Annotated in this window: 11 protein-coding genes; 7 read left to right on the top strand and 4 right to left on the bottom strand. The window is 63.3% G+C overall.

Features of this window, described 5'->3' with window-relative positions; genetic code table 11:
* Nucleotides 1–117 precede the first annotated feature (117 nt).
* Nucleotides 118–1,077 (bottom strand): MoxR family ATPase, encoded by a 960-nt coding sequence (locus FFS60_RS18715; RefSeq protein WP_028631367.1) that lies wholly within the window; start codon nucleotides 1,075–1,077, stop codon nucleotides 118–120.
* A gap of 400 nt (nucleotides 1,078–1,477) precedes the next feature.
* Between FFS60_RS18715 and FFS60_RS18710 the strand changes: the two genes are divergently transcribed.
* Nucleotides 1,478–6,340, top strand: a complete 4,863-nt coding sequence (locus FFS60_RS18710) for an NAD-glutamate dehydrogenase (RefSeq protein WP_137822805.1) — start codon at nucleotides 1,478–1,480, stop codon at nucleotides 6,338–6,340.
* Between the two features lie 438 nt (nucleotides 6,341–6,778).
* A complete protein-coding gene (gene ltrA, locus FFS60_RS18705; RefSeq protein WP_371926454.1) occupies nucleotides 6,779–8,203 on the top strand; it encodes a group II intron reverse transcriptase/maturase in 1,425 nt (474 codons plus the stop codon).
* A 172-nt stretch (nucleotides 8,204–8,375) separates the two neighbouring features.
* Here the strand turns inward: ltrA and FFS60_RS18700 are convergent, their stop codons facing one another.
* Nucleotides 8,376–9,248 carry a DUF6685 family protein gene (locus tag FFS60_RS18700; RefSeq protein ID WP_028631370.1) on the bottom strand — a complete coding sequence of 291 codons (873 nt, stop codon included), beginning with the start codon at nucleotides 9,246–9,248 and terminating at the stop codon, nucleotides 8,376–8,378.
* 147 nt (nucleotides 9,249–9,395) lie between these two features.
* Here FFS60_RS18700 and FFS60_RS18695 point away from each other — a divergent pair, with 147 nt between their 5' ends.
* Together FFS60_RS18695 and FFS60_RS18690 are read left to right on the top strand one after the other, a co-directional pair.
* Nucleotides 9,396–9,617: a DUF2835 domain-containing protein gene (locus FFS60_RS18695; protein WP_028631371.1), complete on the top strand. Its 222-nt coding sequence runs from the start codon at nucleotides 9,396–9,398 to the stop codon at nucleotides 9,615–9,617.
* A gap of 58 nt (nucleotides 9,618–9,675) precedes the next feature.
* A complete protein-coding gene (locus tag FFS60_RS18690; RefSeq protein WP_028631372.1) occupies nucleotides 9,676–10,701 on the top strand; it encodes a quinone-dependent dihydroorotate dehydrogenase in 1,026 nt (341 codons plus the stop codon).
* Between the two features lie 93 nt (nucleotides 10,702–10,794).
* On the opposite strand, the gene rmf is transcribed toward FFS60_RS18690, so the two are convergent.
* Nucleotides 10,795–11,010: a ribosome modulation factor gene (rmf, locus tag FFS60_RS18685; RefSeq protein WP_028631373.1), complete on the bottom strand. Its 216-nt coding sequence runs from the start codon at nucleotides 11,008–11,010 to the stop codon at nucleotides 10,795–10,797.
* 432 nt (nucleotides 11,011–11,442) lie between these two features.
* On the opposite strand from rmf, the gene rlmKL reads away from it, so the two are divergent.
* Both rlmKL and FFS60_RS18675 read left to right on the top strand, forming a co-directional pair.
* Nucleotides 11,443–13,620 carry a bifunctional 23S rRNA (guanine(2069)-N(7))-methyltransferase RlmK/23S rRNA (guanine(2445)-N(2))-methyltransferase RlmL gene (gene rlmKL, locus FFS60_RS18680; RefSeq protein WP_137822803.1) on the top strand — a complete coding sequence of 726 codons (2,178 nt, stop codon included), beginning with the start codon at nucleotides 11,443–11,445 and terminating at the stop codon, nucleotides 13,618–13,620.
* Nucleotides 13,621–13,796: 176 nt separating this feature from the next.
* Nucleotides 13,797–16,574: a diguanylate cyclase gene (locus FFS60_RS18675; protein WP_137822802.1), complete on the top strand. Its 2,778-nt coding sequence runs from the start codon at nucleotides 13,797–13,799 to the stop codon at nucleotides 16,572–16,574.
* 36 nt (nucleotides 16,575–16,610) lie between these two features.
* On the opposite strand, the gene dacB is transcribed toward FFS60_RS18675, so the two are convergent.
* Nucleotides 16,611–18,068 carry a D-alanyl-D-alanine carboxypeptidase/D-alanyl-D-alanine-endopeptidase gene (gene dacB, locus FFS60_RS18670; protein ID WP_028631376.1) on the bottom strand — a complete coding sequence of 486 codons (1,458 nt, stop codon included), beginning with the start codon at nucleotides 18,066–18,068 and terminating at the stop codon, nucleotides 16,611–16,613.
* 224 nt (nucleotides 18,069–18,292) lie between these two features.
* Here dacB and FFS60_RS18665 point away from each other — a divergent pair, with 224 nt between their 5' ends.
* Entirely contained in the window at nucleotides 18,293–18,634 is a 342-nt protein-coding gene (locus tag FFS60_RS18665) for a YggL family protein (RefSeq protein WP_137822801.1), read from the top strand.
* Nucleotides 18,635–18,760 lie beyond the last annotated feature (126 nt).

The raw sequence follows: 18,760 nt of genomic DNA, 5'->3' as shown, positions 1-18,760 counted from the left end.
TCAGCTCGGCGAGTCCGACGTGCACGCCTTCCGCGCTGGCCGCGGGCGGAGCGAAACCAGGCGTCGCCGGACGGCGTTTCCGGATGCGGAACTTCCAGGCTGCAGCTTTCAGGCGCATCAGGCTACCGCTACCACATCCAGAATGCGCTGGATCACCCGGTCCTGGTCGATGCCAGCGGCTTCCGCCTCGAATGAAAGGATCAGGCGATGACGCAGCACATCGAAGAGCACCGCCTGGATGTCTTCCGGGCTGACGAAGTCGCGGCCGGCCATCCAGGCGTGGGCACGGGCGCAGCGGTCGAGGGCGATGGAGCCACGTGGACTGGCGCCCCAGGCGAGCCATTCGGCCATCTCGCTGTCGAACTTGGCCGGGGTGCGGGTGGCCATGACCAGGTGCACCAGATACTCCTCTACCGCGTCGGCCATGTAGAGGCCGAGGATTTCCTTTCGCGCGGCGAAGATCGCCTGCTGGCTGACCTGATGCTCGGCACGGGTTTCGCCGTGCAGGGCCTCGCCTCGGGCCTGCTGGAGAATCTTGCGTTCCACCGACGCATCCGGGAAACCGATGCGAACGTGCATCAGGAAGCGATCGAGCTGGGCTTCGGGCAGGGGATAGGTGCCCTCCTGCTCGATGGGGTTCTGGGTTGCCATCACCAGGAACAACGGCGGCAGGGCGTAGGTGGAGCGGCCGATGGATACCTGGCGCTCGGCCATGGCTTCCAGCAGTGCCGATTGCACCTTGGCCGGCGCGCGGTTGATTTCGTCCGCCAGGACCAGGTTGTGGAAGATGGGGCCCTGCTGGAAGACGAAACTACCGTTCTCAGGGCGGTAGATCTCGGTGCCGGTGATGTCCGCTGGCAGCAGGTCGGGAGTGAACTGGATGCGATGAAACTCCGCTTCCACGCCGTCCGCCAGGTCCTTGATGGCCTTGGTCTTGGCCAGGCCGGGCGCGCCTTCGACCAGCAGGTGGCCGTCTGCGAGCAGGGCAACCAACAGGCGGTCGATGAGTTTTTCCTGGCCGAGGATCTGGGTGGAAAGGTAGTTCCGAAGGGCGACTAGCGCATCACGGTGTTCCATCGATGGACTCGTTGAGCTGGAGAGAAGAGAGCTGTAAGCCCTCCGGGGATGATGCATAACTTTAATCCAGACCAGGGGAGACGGCCTAGAAGAGCCTGAACTCGAGCGTTGGTTCCGTGACCGGGGTGGGGTTTACAGGGTCCTTACACAGCGGCTTCGCGCGGGTGCCCGGGAAAGCGCATCGGGGGACTCTGCATGAACGAATATGTCGCAGCACCGTAAGCGCGTGGCATTGCTCCCTCGTTAAGCTTTCGCGGCAATGGTGACCGCCGGGTCGCAGTTGTCACCCGGCGCTTGCCCGGAGCAGGGCCGCACTGCCCGGATCGACCTGTGGCCCTTTCTCCGCTTATTAAGCGATCTACGCTTAACCCCAACAAAACGAGCCTAGCGGAGCACAACCATGGCGTTCTTCACGGCGGCCAGCAAAGCCGACTTCCAGCATCAACTGCAAGCGGCCCTGGCGCAGCACGTCAGCGAACAGGTATTGCCACAAGTTTCCCTGTTCGCCGAACAATTCTTCGGCATCATCGCCCTCGACGAGCTGACCCAGCGCCGGTTGTCCGACCTGGTTGGCTGCACCCTGTCGTCGTGGCGCCTGCTGGAGCGCTTCGACTCCGCCAGGCCTGAGGTCCGGGTGTTCAACCCCGATTACGAGAAGCACGGCTGGCAGTCCACCCACACCGCCGTGGAAGTGCTGCACCCGGATATCCCCTTCCTGGTGGATTCGGTGCGCATGGAGTTGAACCGCCGTGGCTACAGCATCCACACCTTGCAGAACAATGTGCTGAGCGTGCGCCGTAATGCCAAGGGCGAACTGATCGACGTCCTGCCCAAGGGCAATCAGGGCAAGGATGTGCATCAGGAATCCCTGATGTTCCTGGAGATCGACCGTTGCGCTAACAACGGCGCCATGAAGACCCTGGAAAAGGCACTGCTGGAAGTGCTGGGTGAAGTCCGTGTGGCCGTGGCCGACTTCAAGTCGATGAAGGCCAAGGCTCAGGAGCTGCTGGCGTGGCTGGACAAGGCCAAGCTCAAGGTCGACGGCGAAGAGCTGAAGGAAGTGAAGGTGTTCATGGACTGGATCCTGGACGACCACTTCACGTTCCTTGGCTACGAAGAGTTCACGGTGGCCGACGACAAGAACGGTGGCCACCTGGTCTACGACGAGAAGTCCCTGCTGGGCGTTTCCAGGCTGCGCCGCGCCGGCCTGAAGAAGGATGACCTGCACATCGAGGGCGAGGCGGTTGCCTACCTGCGTGAGCCCAATCTGCTGTCTTTCGCCAAGGCCGCCGAGCCGAGCCGCGTGCACCGCCCGGCCTATCCGGACTTCGTCTCCATCCGCGAGCTGGATGCCAAGGGCAAGGTGATCAAGGAGTGCCGCTTCATGGGCCTCTACACCTCGTCCGTCTATGCCGAAAGCGTCGAGCACATCCCTTACATCCGTCGCAAGGTGGCGGAGATTCAGCGCCGTTCGGGCTTCGATGCCAAGGCCCACCTGGGCAAGGAACTGGCGCAGGTGCTGGAAGTCCTGCCGCGCGACGACCTGTTCCAGACTCCGGTGGACGATCTCTTCTCCACCGCCATGTCCATCGTGCAGATGCAGGAACGCAACAAGATCCGCCTGTTCCTGCGCCGCGACCCCTATGGCCGCTTCGCCTACGCGCTGGCCTATGTGCCGCGCGACGTGTACTCCACCGAAACCCGCCTGAAGATCCAGCAGATCCTGATGGATCGCCTCCAGGCCAGCGACTGCGAGTTCTGGACCTTCTTCTCCGAATCCGTGCTGGCGCGCGTGCAGTTCATCCTGCGCCTTGATCCAAAGAACAAGGTGAGCGTCGACACCACGTTGCTGGAAAAAGAAGTCATCCAGGCCTGCCGCTCCTGGAAGGACGACTACGCCAGCCTGGTCAACGAAAGCTTCGGCGAAGGGCAGGGCACCCGCGTGCTGGCCGACTTCCCGAAAGGCTTCCCGGCCGGTTATCGCGAGCGCTTCGCCCCGCACTCGGCCGTGGTGGACATGCAGCACCTGTACAGCCTGTCCGACGAGCGCCCGTTGGTGATGAGCTTCTATCAGCCACTGGCCCAGGGCGAGCAGCAGCTGCATTGCAAGCTGTACCATGCCGACACGCCGCTAGCCCTGTCCGATGTACTGCCGATTCTGGAGAACCTCGGCCTGCGCGTGCTGGGTGAATTCCCCTACCGCCTGGTCCGCCAGGATGGTCGCCAGTACTGGATCCACGACTTCGCCTTCACCAGTGCGCTGGGTGATGACGTCGATATCCAGCAGCTCAACGACACCCTGCAGGACGCCTTCGTGCATATCGTCGGCGGCCATGCCGAGAACGACGCCTTCAACCGCCTGGTGCTGACCGCCGCGATGCCTTGGCGCGACGTCGCCCTGCTGCGTGCCTATGCCCGTTACCTGAAGCAGATCCGCCTGGGCTTCGACCTCTCGTATATCGCCAGCACCCTGCTGAACCACGTCAACATCGCCAAGGAGCTGGTGCGTCTGTTCAAAACCCGCTTCTACCTGGCGCGCAAGCTGGCGGCGGACGACCTGGACGACAAGCAGCAGAAACTGGAGCACGCCATCCTGGGTGAGCTGGACAACGTCGCCGTGCTTAACGAAGACCGCATCCTGCGTCGCTACCTGGACCTGATCAAGGCGACCTTGCGCACCAACTTCTACCAGCCCGATGCGGCCGGCCAGAACAAGTCTTACTTCAGCTTCAAACTGAGTCCGCGCCTGATCCCCGACATCCCGCGCCCGGTGCCCAAGTTCGAAATCTTCGTCTACTGCCCACGCGTCGAGGGTGTACACCTGCGCTTCGGTGACGTGGCGCGTGGCGGCCTGCGCTGGTCCGACCGCGAGGAAGACTTCCGCACCGAAGTACTGGGCCTGGTGAAGGCGCAGCAGGTGAAGAACGCGGTGATCGTGCCCATGGGCGCCAAGGGCGGTTTCATCCCCCGTCGTCTGCCCGTAGGTGGCACCCGTGATGACATCCAGGCTGAAGCCATCGCCTGCTACCGCATCTTCATTTCGGGCCTGCTGGACGTCACCGACAACCTCAAGGAAGGCAAGGTGGTGCCGCCGGCCAACGTGGTGCGCCACGACGCCGACGATCCCTACCTGGTGGTGGCGGCCGACAAGGGCACCGCGACCTTCTCCGACATCGCCAACGGCATTGCCCAGGACTACGGCTTCTGGCTGGGCGACGCCTTCGCCTCCGGCGGTTCGGCCGGCTACGACCACAAGGGCATGGGCATTACCGCCAAGGGTGGCTGGGTGTCGGTGCAGCGTCACTTCCGCGAGCGTGGCATCGATGTGCAGAAGGATCACATCACCGTGATTGGCATCGGCGACATGGCGGGCGACGTGTTCGGCAACGGCATGCTGCTGTCGGATAAGTTGCAAGTGGTGGCCGCTTTCAACCACATGCATATCTTCATCGACCCGAATCCGGATGCGGCGTCCAGCTTCATCGAGCGCAAGCGCATGTTCGATCTGCCGCGTTCCTCCTGGGCCGATTACGACACCAAGCTGATCTCCGAAGGCGGCGGCATCTTCCTGCGCGCCGCCAAGAGCATCGCCATCAGCCCGCAGATGCAGCAACGCTTCGAGATCGAGGCCGACAAGCTGACCCCCACCGAGCTGCTCAATGCCCTGCTGAAGGCGCCGGTAGACCTGCTCTGGAACGGCGGCATCGGTACCTACGTCAAGGCCAGCAGCGAAAGCCACGCCGACGTGGGCGACAAGGCCAACGACGCCCTGCGCGTCGACGGCCGCGAACTGCGCGCCAAGGTAGTGGGCGAGGGTGGCAACCTCGGCATGACCCAACTGGGCCGCGTCGAGTACGGCCTCAACGGCGGCGCCAGCAACACGGACTTCATCGACAACGCCGGCGGCGTGGACTGCTCGGACCACGAGGTCAACATCAAGATCCTGCTCAACGAGATCGTTGCGGCCGGTGACATGACCGGCAAGCAGCGCAACAAGCTGCTGGCCGAGATGACCGACGACGTGGGCAACCTGGTACTGGGCAACAACTACAAGCAGACCCAGGCGCTGTCCCTGGCTCAACGCCGTGCCCGCGAGAAGATCGGCGAGTACAAGCGCCTCGTCGCCGCTCTGGAAGCGGCCGGCAAGCTGGACCGCGGCCTGGAGTTCCTGCCCTCCGACGAGGAGTTGAACGAACGTATCGCCAACGGCCAGGGCCTGACCCGTCCGGAACTGTCGGTACTGATCTCCTACAGCAAGATCGACCTCAAGGAGTCCCTGCTCAAATCCCTGGTGCCGGACGATGACTACCTGGCCCAGGAGATGGAGACTGCCTTCCCGGCGCGCCTGGCGGAAACCTTTGGCGAGTCCATGCGTCGCCACCGCCTGAAGCGGGAGATCATCAGCACCCAGATCGCCAACGACCTGGTCAACCACATGGGCATCACCTTCGTGCAGCGCCTGAAGGAGTCCACTGGCATGAGCGCGGCCAACGTGGCCGGCGCCTATGTCGTGGTGCGCGATGTATTCCGCCTGCCGCACTGGTGGCAGCAGATCGAGGCACTGGACTACAAGGTCCCGGCCGAGCTGCAACTGACCCTGATGGACGAACTGATGCGCCTGGGTCGCCGTGCTACCCGCTGGTTCCTGCGTAGCCGTCGCGAAGACCAGAATGCCGCGCGCGACGTCAATCACTTCGCTCCGCGCGTGGAGGCCCTGGCCGGTCGTCTGGATGAGTTGCTGGAAGGCCCGTCCCGCGAGCTCTGGCTGGCGCGCTTCCAGTCCTATGTGCAGGCCGGTGCTCCGGAAGACCTGGCCCGCGTCGTGGCGGGTACCAGCCACCTCTACACCCTGCTGCCGATCATCGAGGCGTCGGACGTCACCGGCAAGGACGCCGCGGAAGTGGCCGCGGCCTACTTCGCCGTGGGGGGTGCGCTGGACCTGTCGTGGTACCTGCAGCAGATCACCAGTCTGCCCGTGGAGAACAACTGGCAAGCGCTGGCGCGGGAAGCGTTCCGCGACGATCTGGACTGGCAACAGCGGGCGATCACCATCTCCGTCCTGCAGATGAACGACGGTCCGGCGGATATCGAAGAACGTGTGGCGCTGTGGCTGGATCAGCACCGTGCCCTGGTGGAGCGTTGGAAGGTCATGCTGGTCGAGCTGCGCGCCGCCACTGCCACCGACTACGCCATGTACGCGGTGGCCAACCGTGAGCTCATGGACCTGGCCCAGAGCGGCCAGCACGGCGTATGCATTCCCTGATGCCCGTGACGCTGTAGGTTTTTAGTGCTCTCAACCCCGCTTCGGCGGGGTTTTTTTCGGTGCGCCCGGCAGGGCGCACTCACTGAGGGGTGAAAGTCCCCTGCACACCCGGCAAGGGGAAGTGCTAGCCAGAGGCAAGGGTTTCGCGGGTGACTGCGAGTCTGAAGGAAGCCCGAGGCAAAACGCTGGCCTGACGAACAGGAAGCGGATACGAGGCGGCATGGCGGGGTAAGCAGTCCGAAATCTGTAAAGCCCAGTACTTGCACAGAACGCCATGACGTAGATCCGACAGGCATAAGCGGGAAAGTGGGTGCGCAATACCCGGGGAGATCTGCACGGTTGCCCGTCAGGGCTACCGGCACCGTGAGGTGCAGGAATGACCGTGCAGAAGTCAGCAGAGGGCATAGTAGGTCACGAGACTGAAGGCCTGAACAATTAATACCGAGAGTAGGACAACTGATCTCGACAACCCACGAAGACGCAGAAGCTCCCGATATGGGAGGCCTGCCTGCCAGAGCCGGACGGAATCCGGAAGGAAGCCCGCAGAGTGCTGAGGGGGTTGCGGCGACAGCTGGGCGAACGAAATCGGAGGGCTACCGGCTCATGGAGCTGGTGGTCGAACCCAGCAACCTGCGACGAGCGCACAAGCGCGTCCTGAAGAACCGAGGCGCAGCGGGCGTTGATCGCCTGACGGTCGAGGAATTGAAGGACTGGCTGTTGGTGCACTGGTCGAGTGTGAGGGCGGCACTGCTGGAGGATCGGTACCTGCCTCGGGCGGTGCGCCGAGTGGACATACCCAAGCCCAATGGCGGGGTTAGGACACTTGGGGTGCCTACGGTGGTGGATCGGCTCATCCAGCAGGCGCTCCATCAAGTACTGCAACCGATTTTCGAGCCGGCATTCTCCGAGGGCAGCTACGGCTTTCGCCCGCAGAGAAGTGCGCTCGATGCGGTGGCCAAGGCGAAAGAGTATGTAGCTGAAGGGAAGCACTGGGTGGTGGACATTGATCTGGAGAAATTCTTCGATCGGGTTAACCACGATGTGCTGATGGCTCGACTCGCCTACCGGGTGAAGGATGGTCGCCTACTGAGGCTGATTCGCCGCTTCCTGGAAGCGGGGATGATGGCCGATGGAGTGATTCAAGCCCGAAACGAAGGCACGCCTCAAGGTGGGCCGCTGTCCCCGCTACTGTCGAATATCCTGTTGACCGATCTTGATCGAGAGCTGGAAAGACGGCGGTTGAAGTTCTGCCGCTACGCCGACGACTGCAACATTTATGTCGGTAGCGAATGCACAGGCCGGCGGGTGATGGCGAGTATCAGAGCCTTCCTGGAAGGCCATCTGAAACTGCGTATCAACGAGCAGAAAAGCGCAGTGGCGCGGCCTTGGAAGCGAAAGTTTCTGGGCTATGCGCTCACGATCTACCGCAAGGAAGCTCGGGTGCGGATCGCCCCCGAGAGTCTTCGCAGGCTGATGGATCGAGTTCGTGAGTTGCTGCGCAAGGGCCGAGGACGGTCCTTGCCCCACACCATCGAGGTGCTAAACCCCGTACTGCGGGGTTGGGCGAACTATTTCCGACTGACCGCAAACATGCGGACACTGGATGAGCTCGATTGGTGGCTGCGTCGAAAATTACGTTGCCTGCTCTGGCGGCAGTGGAAAACCCCGAAGACCCGCGAACGACGACTCATCTCACTTGGGCTTAGGCCCGAGCGGGCGTGGCAATCGAGCGTTAATGGGCGCGGGCCTTGGTGGAACTCGGCATCCCATCACATGAACCAGGCAGTACAGACGTTGTACTTCGCCAAAATGGGGTTGGTCTCGCTGCGCAGTACTGTGCAGCGACTCCAGTGTATTAATTGAACCGCCGTATGCGGAACCGCACGTACGGTGGTGTGAGAGGGCTGAGGGAGTAATCCCTCACCCTACTCGATCGCCGGATAGTGGGGAGTCGCTGAGCGGGTGCGACCCAGTGCGCGGGTGTGCTTCGCGAAAGGACAGGTTCACCGAAGATCAAATCGCCCCAAGGCAGCGATCAGCACAGCCTTTGCAGATAGGACACTACATCTGCTGCGCCGGCCAGGCGCAGGCCTTCGCCCAGGGCCGTGGCTTCGGCGTGCTTCTTTGGCAGCAGAATGAGCTCCGGCGCTCCGGAGTTGCGCAGGAACGTCAGGCGCGAGTAGGGGATGCCACCGTCCAGCAGCAGGCCCATGAAGGCCGGATCGCTCCAGGCCTGCACCGGCATGGCCAGTACGTGGTAGCGGTCGTCCAGGAGCTCCAGGCCGCCGGGGTCGAGGCGGTAGTCGGTGATTGCGGCGGGGAGGGTGGCTTCTAGCTCACGCAGGCGTGCGTACGCAATGGATGCAGCGAAGGCTTCGGAGTGCTGGTCACCGCTCCAGAACACTCGATTGCCGTGCCAGTTGGCTCGGAAGAGGCTGATGGGCGCGCCAGCGAGAAAGCGTGGCAGCGGCAGGCTGATGGCCTTGATGAAGTCCTTGTAACTGATGATTCGGACCTTGCGACTGTGCAGGCCAGCCAGGTAGTCCTCGAAGCTCGGGGAGGGCGCCGGTTCGTTGTCGTTGCCGCACAGGCCGTCGACTTGGCGCAGGTCAAAACTGGAGAGGTGCTGTTCACTGCGCTTCACCACGCCCACCAATACGGCGTGGGCTTCGGCCTTGTCGTCCTGGACGGGGCCGGACAGGGCGCCGCGTGGCAGTTCCACCAGCCGCTGCAAGGGCGGGCCAGCTTGCCACCAGATGGATTCCTGGGGCCGGGGCAGTTGCTGGAAGGGCAGTCGCAGTTGGCTGGCGCGTTCGAATACCCGACGCGGTGTCTTGCCAATGCCGAAACGCTGGGCGATTGCAGCCAGGCGGGCGCTCAATGGTGGTGGTGGCTGCATCTGACTCATGGCCTGAATACTCCCGGGTCACGGGTCGCAGTGTGGCAGAGGGTTGCCGGCCGTGCGAACCGGGCGTCGGACATTTCCGCTTGGCGGGGAAGGAGAGTGAACAGACGGTGTGGCAGAATCCTGCTCTTCATTGTCGAGGATGCCTCCATGCCCAGCGTGGTGCTGGATATTTCCCTGACTGCGGACGAATTCCTCGCAGTCTATCAAGGACGAGCAAACCGTGTGTTGCTGCGCAGTCGCGACGGCCGCAAGGTCAGCCTGCCGGCCCATCATCTGCGCCCGCACCTGGGACATTCCGGCGTGCGCGGCACCTTCCAGCTGGATTTTTCCGCCGACGGCAAGCTCCTCAGTCTGCGTCGCCTCGCCTGATTGGGCGCGGCGCGGCTATAATCGCCGCCCCATACCGCCTATCGATGCCCGACCGACCATGTACAAACTGGCCCGCGAGCTGCTCTTCTCCCTGTCCCCGGAAACCTCCCACGAACTGTCCATCGACCTGATCGGCGCCGGCGGCCGTCTCGGCCTCAATCGCCTGCTGACCAAGGCACCGGCAAGCCTGCCGGTCAAGGTGATGGGGCTGGAGTTCCCCAACCCGGTGGGCCTGGCTGCCGGCCTGGACAAGAACGGTGACGCCATCGACGGTTTCGCCCAACTGGGCTTCGGCTTTGTCGAGATCGGCACCGTGACGCCGCGTCCTCAACCGGGCAACCCCAAGCCGCGGCTGTTCCGCCTGCCCCAGGCCGAAGCCATCATCAACCGCATGGGCTTCAACAACCTGGGCGTCGACCATTTGCTGGCGCGAGTACGCGCGGCCAAGTACGACGGGGTGCTGGGCATCAATATCGGCAAGAACTTCGACACGCCGGTCGAGCGCGCGGTGGACGACTACCTGGCCTGCCTGGACAAGGTCTACGCCCATGCCTGCTACGTGACGGTAAACGTCAGCTCGCCGAACACGCCCGGACTGCGCAGCCTGCAGTTCGGTGATTCGCTCAAGCAACTGCTGGAAGCCCTGCGCAGCCGCCAGGAAAGCCTGGCCGCCCAACATGGCAAGCATGTGCCGCTGGCCATCAAGATCGCCCCGGACATGTCCGACGAAGAAACGGCCATGGTGGCCAAGGCGCTGCTGGAGTCCGGCATGGATGCGGTCATCGCCACCAATACCACCCTGGGCCGAGAGGGCGTTGACGGGCTGCCTCACTGCAATGAGGCGGGTGGTCTCTCCGGCGCTCCGGTGCGCGACAAGAGCACCCACACTGTGAAAGTGCTGGCGGGTGAGCTGGGCGGTCGCCTGCCGATCATCGCGGTGGGTGGTATCACCGAAGGCCGTCACGCAGCGGAGAAGATCGCCGCCGGCGCCAGCCTGGTGCAGGTCTACTCGGGCTTCATCTACAAGGGGCCGGCGCTGATTCGCGAAGCGGTGGACGCCATCGCGGGGTTGCCGAGGAGCTGAGGAGAAATAAAAAGGGCTCCCGCTAAGGGAGCCCCTGGGCTTGCGCCCGCCGCCCGGATGGGGCGTGCTTGGTGAAGTCGGTGTGATCCTGTGTCAGCCGACGGCGTGGAGTTCGTTCAGTCGGTGAATACCGGCGGTGCCGGTGTAGCCATCCCAGTTGTCGCCACGGCCCTCGCGCCAACCGTTGATCCAGGCTTGCCGTGTGGTGGGATGGGTGAAAGGACAAAGATCGCGGGATTTGCCGTTGATGCCGTGCTGATAGCCGCGCAAGAATGCTCGTTCCATCGGATCACGCTTAAGTCTTCTCATAGGGTGTAGCCCTCATTTGTTGACTGTTATGTCCATTGGCCCCAAGTCGGGACCTGGCAGAAAATGCTCTGCCTTCGAGGACCCGTTGCCGGCGTGACGGGCCTTCATCCATCGCCATTGCGGCGACGGGTTAAGCTGATTTCTAACCAATGCCCCCAGGCATGTGAATGATCGTTTTGTCATAAGGACGTAACTTGAAGGTGGCAACGGCCATAAGCAGATGGAAACGTTTTTTGCCACTTTTCGGTCTAAGCCCCGTGGCTTGGGGGCTGACCAGAGTCATGATGTCGTAGTGCTATTTCGTTTTGCGCACGAATCAGACAGTTTTTGATTCCGACGAAGGGCCGTTCCGCGACCTTACGTCACACTTTTTCTTACCGCACAGCTTCTGCCCTGTGCCGCTGATCGCCTCTGAGGCCCCAGGATTCTCCAATGTCGGATCGCTACGAACTATTCCTTACCTGCCCGAAGAGCCTGGAGGGCCTGTTGGCCGACGAGGCCACGCAACTCGGCCTGCAGGACGTACGCGAGCAGGTTGCTGCCGTGCGCGGCCAGGGTGACCTGGAAACCGCCTTCCGCCTCTGCCTCTGGTCCCGCTTGGCCAACCGGGTACTGCTGGTGCTCAAGCGCTTCCCGGTGCAGAACGCCGAGGATCTCTACCAGGGCGTACTGGCGGTGGATTGGCACGACCACCTGATGTCCAACGGCAGCCTTGCGGTCGAGTTCAGTGGCCATGGTTCGGGCATCGACAATACCCACTTCGGCGCGCTCAAAGTCAAAGACGCTGTCGTCGACAAGCTGCGTACCGCCGATGGCACGCGCCCGTCGATCGACAAGGTCAACCCGGATCTGCGCATCCACCTGCGTCTGGAAAAGGGCGAGGCCATCCTCTCCCTCGATCTCGCCGGCCACAGCCTGCACCAGCGCGGTTACCGCCTTCAGCAAGGTGCTGCACCACTGAAAGAGAACCTGGCCGCAGCCATCCTGATCCGTGCCGGTTGGCCGAGGATCGCCGCAGAAGGCGGTGCCTTGGCGGACCCCATGTGCGGCGTCGGCACCTTCCTGGTGGAAGCAGCGATGATGGCCGCCGACATTGCGCCCAACCTCAAACGCGAGCGCTGGGGCTTCTCCAATTGGCTGGGCCATGTGCCTGCGTTGTGGAAGAAGCTCCACGAAGAGGCTCGTGTGCGCGCCGAGGCGGGCCTGGCCAAGCCGCCGCTGTGGATTCGCGGCTATGAGGCCGATCCGCGCCTGATTCAACCCGGCCGCAACAACATCGAACGTGCCGGTCTTGGCGACTGGGTGAAGATCTATCAGGGCGAGCTGGCCACCTTCGAACCGCGTCCGGACCAGAACCAGAAGGGGCTGGTCATCAGCAACCCGCCCTATGGCGAGCGCCTGGGTGATGAAGCCAGTCTGCTCTACCTCTACCAGAACCTCGGCGAGCGCCTGCGTCAGTCCTGCCTGGGCTGGGAGGCGGCAGTGTTCACGGGGGCGCCGGAACTGGGCAAGCGCATGGGCATTCGCAGCCACAAGCAGTACGCGTTCTGGAACGGCGCCCTGGCGTGCAAGCTGCTCTTGCTGAAGGTCCTGCCGGAACAGTTCGTCACGGGCGAGCGGCGTGCAGCCGGGGAGGGCGATCGCGCCGCCCCGCGTAGCGAGCCTGCGCGCTTGAGCGAAGGTGGCCAGATGTTCGCCAATCGCCTGCAGAAGAACTTCAAGCAGTTGGGCAAGTGGGCGCGCAAGGAGGGCATTCAGTGCTATCGCCTGTATGACGCCGACATGCCTGAATACGCGCTTGCCGTCGATCTCTATGGCGACTGGGTGCATGTGCAGGAATACGCACCGCCTCGATCCATCGACCCAGAGAAGGCCCAGGCGCGCCTGCTGGATGCCCTGGCCGCGATTCCCCAGGCGCTGGATGTGGACCCGGCCCGTGTGGTGGTCAAGCGCCGCGAGCGCCAGAGCGGCACCCGCCAGTACGAGCGCCAGGGCAGCGAAGGACGCTTCATGGAAGTCAGCGAAGGCGGGGTCAGGTTGCTGGTGAACCTCACCGACTACCTGGACACCGGCCTGTTCCTCGACCATCGGCCGATCCGTCTGCGCATCCAGCGTGAGGCTGCCGGCAAGCGTTTCCTCAACCTGTTCTGCTACACGGCCACCGCCAGCGTGCATGCAGCCAAGGGTGGTGCGCGCAGTACCACCAGCGTCGACCTGTCGAAGACGTACCTGGATTGGGCGCGGCGCAACCTGTCGCTGAACGGTTTCTCCGACAAGCACAAGCTCCAGCAGGGCGATGTGATGGCCTGGCTGGCGGAAGACCGTGGCGAATACGACCTGATCTTCATCGATCCGCCGACCTTCTCCAACTCCAAGCGCATGGAGGGTGTGTTCGATGTGCAGCGTGACCATGTCCAGTTGCTGGATCTGGCCATGGCGCGCCTGGCACCGGGTGGGGCGCTGTATTTCTCCAACAACTTCCGCAAGTTCCAGTTGGATGAAAGCCTGGAGTCCCGCTATTCAGTCACTGAAATCAGTGCCGAAACCCTGGATCCGGACTTCGCGCGCAACTCGAAGATCCATCGTGCCTGGCGCATGACTACCCGCTGAGGCGCCCTCGCGCCTCAGCGCTTTCCTTTCTCGACACCGGCGTCGGCGGCTCCGGCCGTCCGGCGTTTGCCTTGGCCGGTCGGTTGCCCATGCGCGCACCTAGGCAAAGTGCCACCATCTGGCTATGTTGATGCTCACAGGGACGGTATTTCCACACCCAGATTCGAGAAGTGAGCATGCAGTCGCTTGCGAAGGAAAAACTGAACCTGTCGGCATTGCTGTCCGGCCGCCCGCTGGTTTGGCTGGTTTGTCTATTGACCGTCTTCGGCGGCGCGGCGCTTACCCTCCTGCTCAGCCAGGCGGTGCGTCACGCAGAAGAGGCGCAGTTGCGCGAGCGCTTCAGCCTGGCAGCCAGCGAACGCATCAGCCGGATCCAGGAGCGCCTGGACGGCCAGCTCAAGGAGCTGGATGCCGTCCAGCGCTTCTTCAGCAACTCCCGTGAGGTCACCCTTGGAGAATTCCAGGGATTCGTCGGTCCGTTGCTGGGCGACACCCTGGTCTATTCCTGGGTGCCGCGCATTACGGGGAGCATGCGGGAGACGTTCGAGTCGCGTGCCCGTGCCGAGGGTATGGCCGGCTTCGCGATCCGCGACCTGAAGGGCGACCGCCTGGTGCCCAGTCCACCGCGGGATGAGTATTTCCCGGTCTACTACAGCGTGACCGCGCGCATCGATGAAGTGCCCCTGGGGATGGACATGAATTCCAATCCGGCGCGACGTGCGGCCATCGAGAAGGCGCGCCGGACCCACGGTATCACCGTCACCGAGCTGTTGCGGGTGATCGGCGTGGTGGAGCGTGAAGCCAGCGGTGTGGCCATCCTGGCGCCGGTGTACGAAGGCAATGTGCCGAGCGATGCGGGCCTGCGCGGTTTCGTCGTGTCGGTGCTCAGCCTGAACCTGGAGATGGAGGCGGCGATTGCGCCGCACAGCCTTGAAAGCCTGGTGATGCGGGTCAGTGATGTCAGTGAGGACGGCCATGAGCAACTGATCTACCAGAGTGCCGAGGCGCCGGAGAGCGAGCTGCGCCTGCGCCGCGTAGTGCCGTTTGCTGATCGCCGTTACCTGCTGGAAGTGGTGCCGAGCGCGGCCTTCCTTGCTGGGCCGCCGCTTTCTACGGCAAACCTGGTGGCGATCAGTGGCCTGGCATTTACCCTGCTGCTGGCGGGATACCTGTTGTTGATGGTCAATCAACGGCAGGGCGCCCTGGCCCTGGTGGCCGAGCGCACGATGGAGCTACGCGAGCGCGAGATCGAGCTTCAGTTGAGCGAGGAGCGCTGGAGCTTTGCCCTGGATGGCGCCGGGCATGGCGTCTGGGACTGGGAACCTCAAGCCGGTCGCATGTTTCTTTCCAGCGGTTGGAAGACCATGCTCGGCTATGCGGAAGATGAGGTGAATGACAGCCTCGAAGCCCGTAATCGCCTGATCCATCCCCAGGACCAGCCCCTGGCGCGTGCTGAGCTGGAGCGCCACCTGCGCGGCGCCAGTGCGGTTTACCAGAGTCAACATCGCATGCTGCACAAGGACGGTCGCTGGGTCTGGGTGCTGGACCGCGGCAAGGTCGTTGAACGCGGGGCCGATGGTTCGCCGTTGCGCATGATCGGCACCCAGACCGATATCAGCTCCAGCAAGGCAGTCGAACTGCAGTTGGCCATGGCTCACGGACAACTGCGCAGCCTCCTCAATGCGGCGACCCAGGTGGCCATCATCAGCACTGACCTGCGAGGTGCGATCCTCCAGTTCAACGTTGGTGCCGAGCGCATGTTTGGCTACCGCTCCCTCGAAATGATCGGCCGCCACCCTGTGGTGTTGCACCTGGAGCGCGAGGTGGAGGAGCGCTGTCGGGAGCTGGGGCGACAGCTGGGCAAGCAGATTCCCGACTACCAGGCCTATGTGGAGGAAGTGACGGCGGGCGACCGCTATGACGAGCACGAATGGACTTTTCAGCGCCGCGATGGCAGCCAGCTCATCGGCAGCCTGATACTCACCGGCGTGCGCGACGAGCGTGACGTGCTGGTGGGTTTCCTGGGCGTTGCCATCGATGTGACCGAGCGCAAGCATGTGCAGCAGGCGCTGGAGGCGCGGGATCGCTTGCTGGAGAAGCTCAGTGCGCGGGTACCGGGTTTGCTTTATCAGTTCCGTATGGAGTCGAACGGGCACTTCAGCTTCCCCTATACCAGTGCTGGCGTACTTGAAGTCTTCGAAGTGGAACAGGACGTAGCGCGGGACGACGCCATGGGGCTGCTGGAGCGGGTCCACCCCGATGACCTGGAGCGTGTCCAGAGCTCGATCCGTCGCTCAGCCGAACTGCTTACCCCCTGGCGCGAAGATTTCCGTGTGCTGCTTCCACGCCAGGGGCTGCGCTGGCTGCGGGGCGAGTCGGTGCCCGAGCGTGGCGAGGATGGCGCCGTGCTCTGGCACGGCTACATCACCGATATCACCGGGCTCAAGCTGGTGGAGCAGGAGCTGCGCGCACTGTCGGTGACCGACGCCCTGACCGGTGTCTACAACCGGCGCTACTTCCAGGAACGCCTGGACCTTGAGATCGCGCGCGCCGAACGTCGCGAAGGCCCGCTGGCGCTGGTGATGCTGGATATCGATCACTTCAAGCAGATCAACGATCGCCACGGCCACGAGGCGGGGGACCGGGTACTCAAGGCCTTGTGCTTGCGGGTTGGCGAGCGTCTTCGGCGCATCGACGTGCTGTGTCGGCTGGGGGGTGAAGAGTTCGTGGTGCTTTGCCCTGATACCAATGTCGACCAGGCATTCCAGGTGGCTCAGGCACTGTGGCAGGCGCTGGCGCGCGAGAACGTGGCAGGAGTAGGGCAGGTGACCGCCAGTTTCGGTTGTGCCGGCTGGCGTGAAGGGGAGGATGCCGACGACCTGTTGCGCAGAGTGGATGCGGCGGTGTATGCGGCCAAGCAGGCTGGCCGCAATCAGATCCGCATCGCCGACTGACAGGGTGGCCGCCCGCGCGGGGCGGCCACTCATGAATCAGTTGGCGCCAGCGACGCTCTTCGGCTGGCGATAGAGGTCCACCAGCACCTGGTCGAGGATGGCCGAGGCCCCCCAGGGGCGGGAATCGTTGAGGATTGCTACCACGGCCCAACTGTTGCCATTGCTGTCACGGCTGAAGCCGGCAATCGCACGGACAGTGTTCAGGGTGCCGGTCTTGATATGCGCTTCACCTTCCAGAGCGGTTCGGCGCAGGCGTTTGCGCATGGTGCCGTCCATCGCCACCAGCGGCATCGAGGAGATGAACTCGGCAGCGTAGGGGCTCTGCCAGGCGGCCTGGAGGATGGTGGCCATCTCGCGGGCGCTGACTCGTTCGTTGCGCGACAGGCCCGAACCGTTCTCCATCACCAGGTGCGGTGCGGTGATGCCTTTCTTCGCCAGCCAGTTTCGGATGACCCGTTGCGCGGCCTTGGCGTCGTCGCCATCGGCGGCGGTGCGGTAGCGCGCACCGATGCTGAGGAACAGCTGCTGGGCCATGGTGTTGTTGCTGTACTTGTTGATATCGCGGATGACTTCCACCAGGTCCGGCGAGAACGCACGCGCCAACAGCTTGGCGTCCTTGGGCACATCGCCCAGGCGGTCCTTGCCGTCGATGCTGCCGCCCAGTTCCTTCCAGAACGCGCGTACGGCGCCAGCGGCGTAGCCAGGATGGTCAAGCAGGGACATGTAGGTCTGCGCACTGCAGCCTTCCGGCAGCTTGCCGCTGGCGATCAGGGTGGTGCCGTCGTACTGGGTCACCGGGTTGTAGCGCACGTCGGGCCAGGAGGGGCACTTGCCAGCCTTGGTCACTTGCACCTTGCTGTCGATGCGGATGCTCTCGATCGGCGGCTCCATGGCCAGGTTCACCTTGCCGCCTTCGGCTCGGGCGATCAGACGCACGGCCTTGAGGTTGACCAGCAGCGAATCGGGGCCGACCAGGAAGGGTTTGTTGTCGTCGCCGCCGTCATCATTGAAGGCGGGAAGTTGCGGATGGACGAAGTAGCTGCGGTCCAGCACCAGGTCGCCGGTGACCTGGCGTACGCCGTTGGCGCGCAGGTCCCGCATCATCAGCCAGAGCTTTTCCATATTCAGCTTGGGATCACCGCCACCCTTCAGGTACAGGTTGCCGTTGAGCACCCCGTTCTTCAGGGGACCGTCGGCGTAGAACTCGGTCTTCCATTGATAGGTGGGGCCGAGCAGCTCCAGGGCGGCGTAGGTCGTGATCAGCTTCATGGTGGACGCCGGATTCACCGACACATCGGCGTTAACCAGGGTCTGGGCGCCCGGACCGGTGAGGGGCAGCGTCACCAGGGAGAGCGAGTTCGAGGAGATCTTGTTGGCGGTCAGGGCCTTCTGCACTTTGGGCGGAAGGTTGGTGTTGACCTGCGCGGCTTGCAGTGACGCGGCGCAGGGCAGGATCAGGGCGGCGAGCGCGAGGGTACGAATGGACTTGAACATCAAAGCTTGCCCTCCTGGCGAGGGCGAGGGGCGAAAATGAATGACATGGCAGCTGTTCCCATGATGGGTCGGGAAATCGGCGCATTATGCCGCAACCCTGCCCCAACTGTGCGAGTTCGCTGCTCATTTCGTCTGCCAGTAGCACTCCTGGTGAGCGGCGGGCGGGCAAGTTGCGACGGAAGCTGCTAGAGTGCCGCCCGTCATTTCTGCCGAGGAACTGCCTAATGGCTACCAATCGCTCCCGCCGCCTGCGCAAGAAACTTTGCGTTGATGAATTCCAGGAACTGGGTTTCGAGCTCACCTTCAACTACAAGGAGGGTCTGGACCCGGAAGCGGTTTCGGCGTACTTCGAGCGTTTCATCGACGAAGCGATCGAGGGCAACGGCCTGGGCTTCATCGGTTCCGAGGACTACGGCTTCGTCTGCCTCGGCAAACGTGGCTCGGTAACTGCGGAACAACGCGCCCAGGTCGAAGCCTGGCTGCAGAAGGGCCACGCTGAACTGGCCGGCTCCACTGTCAGCCCGTTGCTGGACGTGTGGTATCCGGAAAATTCCGTCAACGCCTGACGGGGTTCGGAATGAAGAAGGGCGCCTTGGGGCGCCCTTTTTTGTGCCTGGCTGATAGGCCAGGGGCTTTGCGGTTCCTGTGGGGCGATTTCAATCGCCAGGCACGCCGCAGGTCTGCCTTTCGCC

Origin of the sequence: Pseudomonas sp. D(2018) (assembly GCF_005502555.1) — a bacterium.
Classification (GTDB): domain Bacteria; phylum Pseudomonadota; class Gammaproteobacteria; order Pseudomonadales; family Pseudomonadaceae; genus Metapseudomonas; species Metapseudomonas resinovorans.
Note: the sequence above shows the minus strand (reverse complement) of the source record. Positions and strands in the feature narration are given on the sequence as shown.

What these genes read in the sequence shown, in the direction of transcription:
- FFS60_RS18715 (WP_028631367.1), bottom strand. Translation starts at nt 1,077, where the DNA reads ATGGAACACCGTGATGCGCTAGTCGCCCTTCGGAACTACCTTTCCACC.
- FFS60_RS18710 (WP_137822805.1), top strand. Translation starts at nt 1,478, where the DNA reads ATGGCGTTCTTCACGGCGGCCAGCAAAGCCGACTTCCAGCATCAACTG.
- FFS60_RS18700 (WP_028631370.1), bottom strand. Translation starts at nt 9,248, where the DNA reads ATGAGTCAGATGCAGCCACCACCACCATTGAGCGCCCGCCTGGCTGCA.
- FFS60_RS18695 (WP_028631371.1), top strand. Translation starts at nt 9,396, where the DNA reads ATGCCCAGCGTGGTGCTGGATATTTCCCTGACTGCGGACGAATTCCTC.
- FFS60_RS18690 (WP_028631372.1), top strand. Translation starts at nt 9,676, where the DNA reads ATGTACAAACTGGCCCGCGAGCTGCTCTTCTCCCTGTCCCCGGAAACC.
- rmf (WP_028631373.1), bottom strand. Translation starts at nt 11,010, where the DNA reads ATGAGAAGACTTAAGCGTGATCCGATGGAACGAGCATTCTTGCGCGGC.
- rlmKL (WP_137822803.1), top strand. Translation starts at nt 11,443, where the DNA reads ATGTCGGATCGCTACGAACTATTCCTTACCTGCCCGAAGAGCCTGGAG.
- FFS60_RS18675 (WP_137822802.1), top strand. Translation starts at nt 13,797, where the DNA reads ATGCAGTCGCTTGCGAAGGAAAAACTGAACCTGTCGGCATTGCTGTCC.
- dacB (WP_028631376.1), bottom strand. Translation starts at nt 18,068, where the DNA reads ATGTTCAAGTCCATTCGTACCCTCGCGCTCGCCGCCCTGATCCTGCCC.
- FFS60_RS18665 (WP_137822801.1), top strand. Translation starts at nt 18,293, where the DNA reads ATGGCTACCAATCGCTCCCGCCGCCTGCGCAAGAAACTTTGCGTTGAT.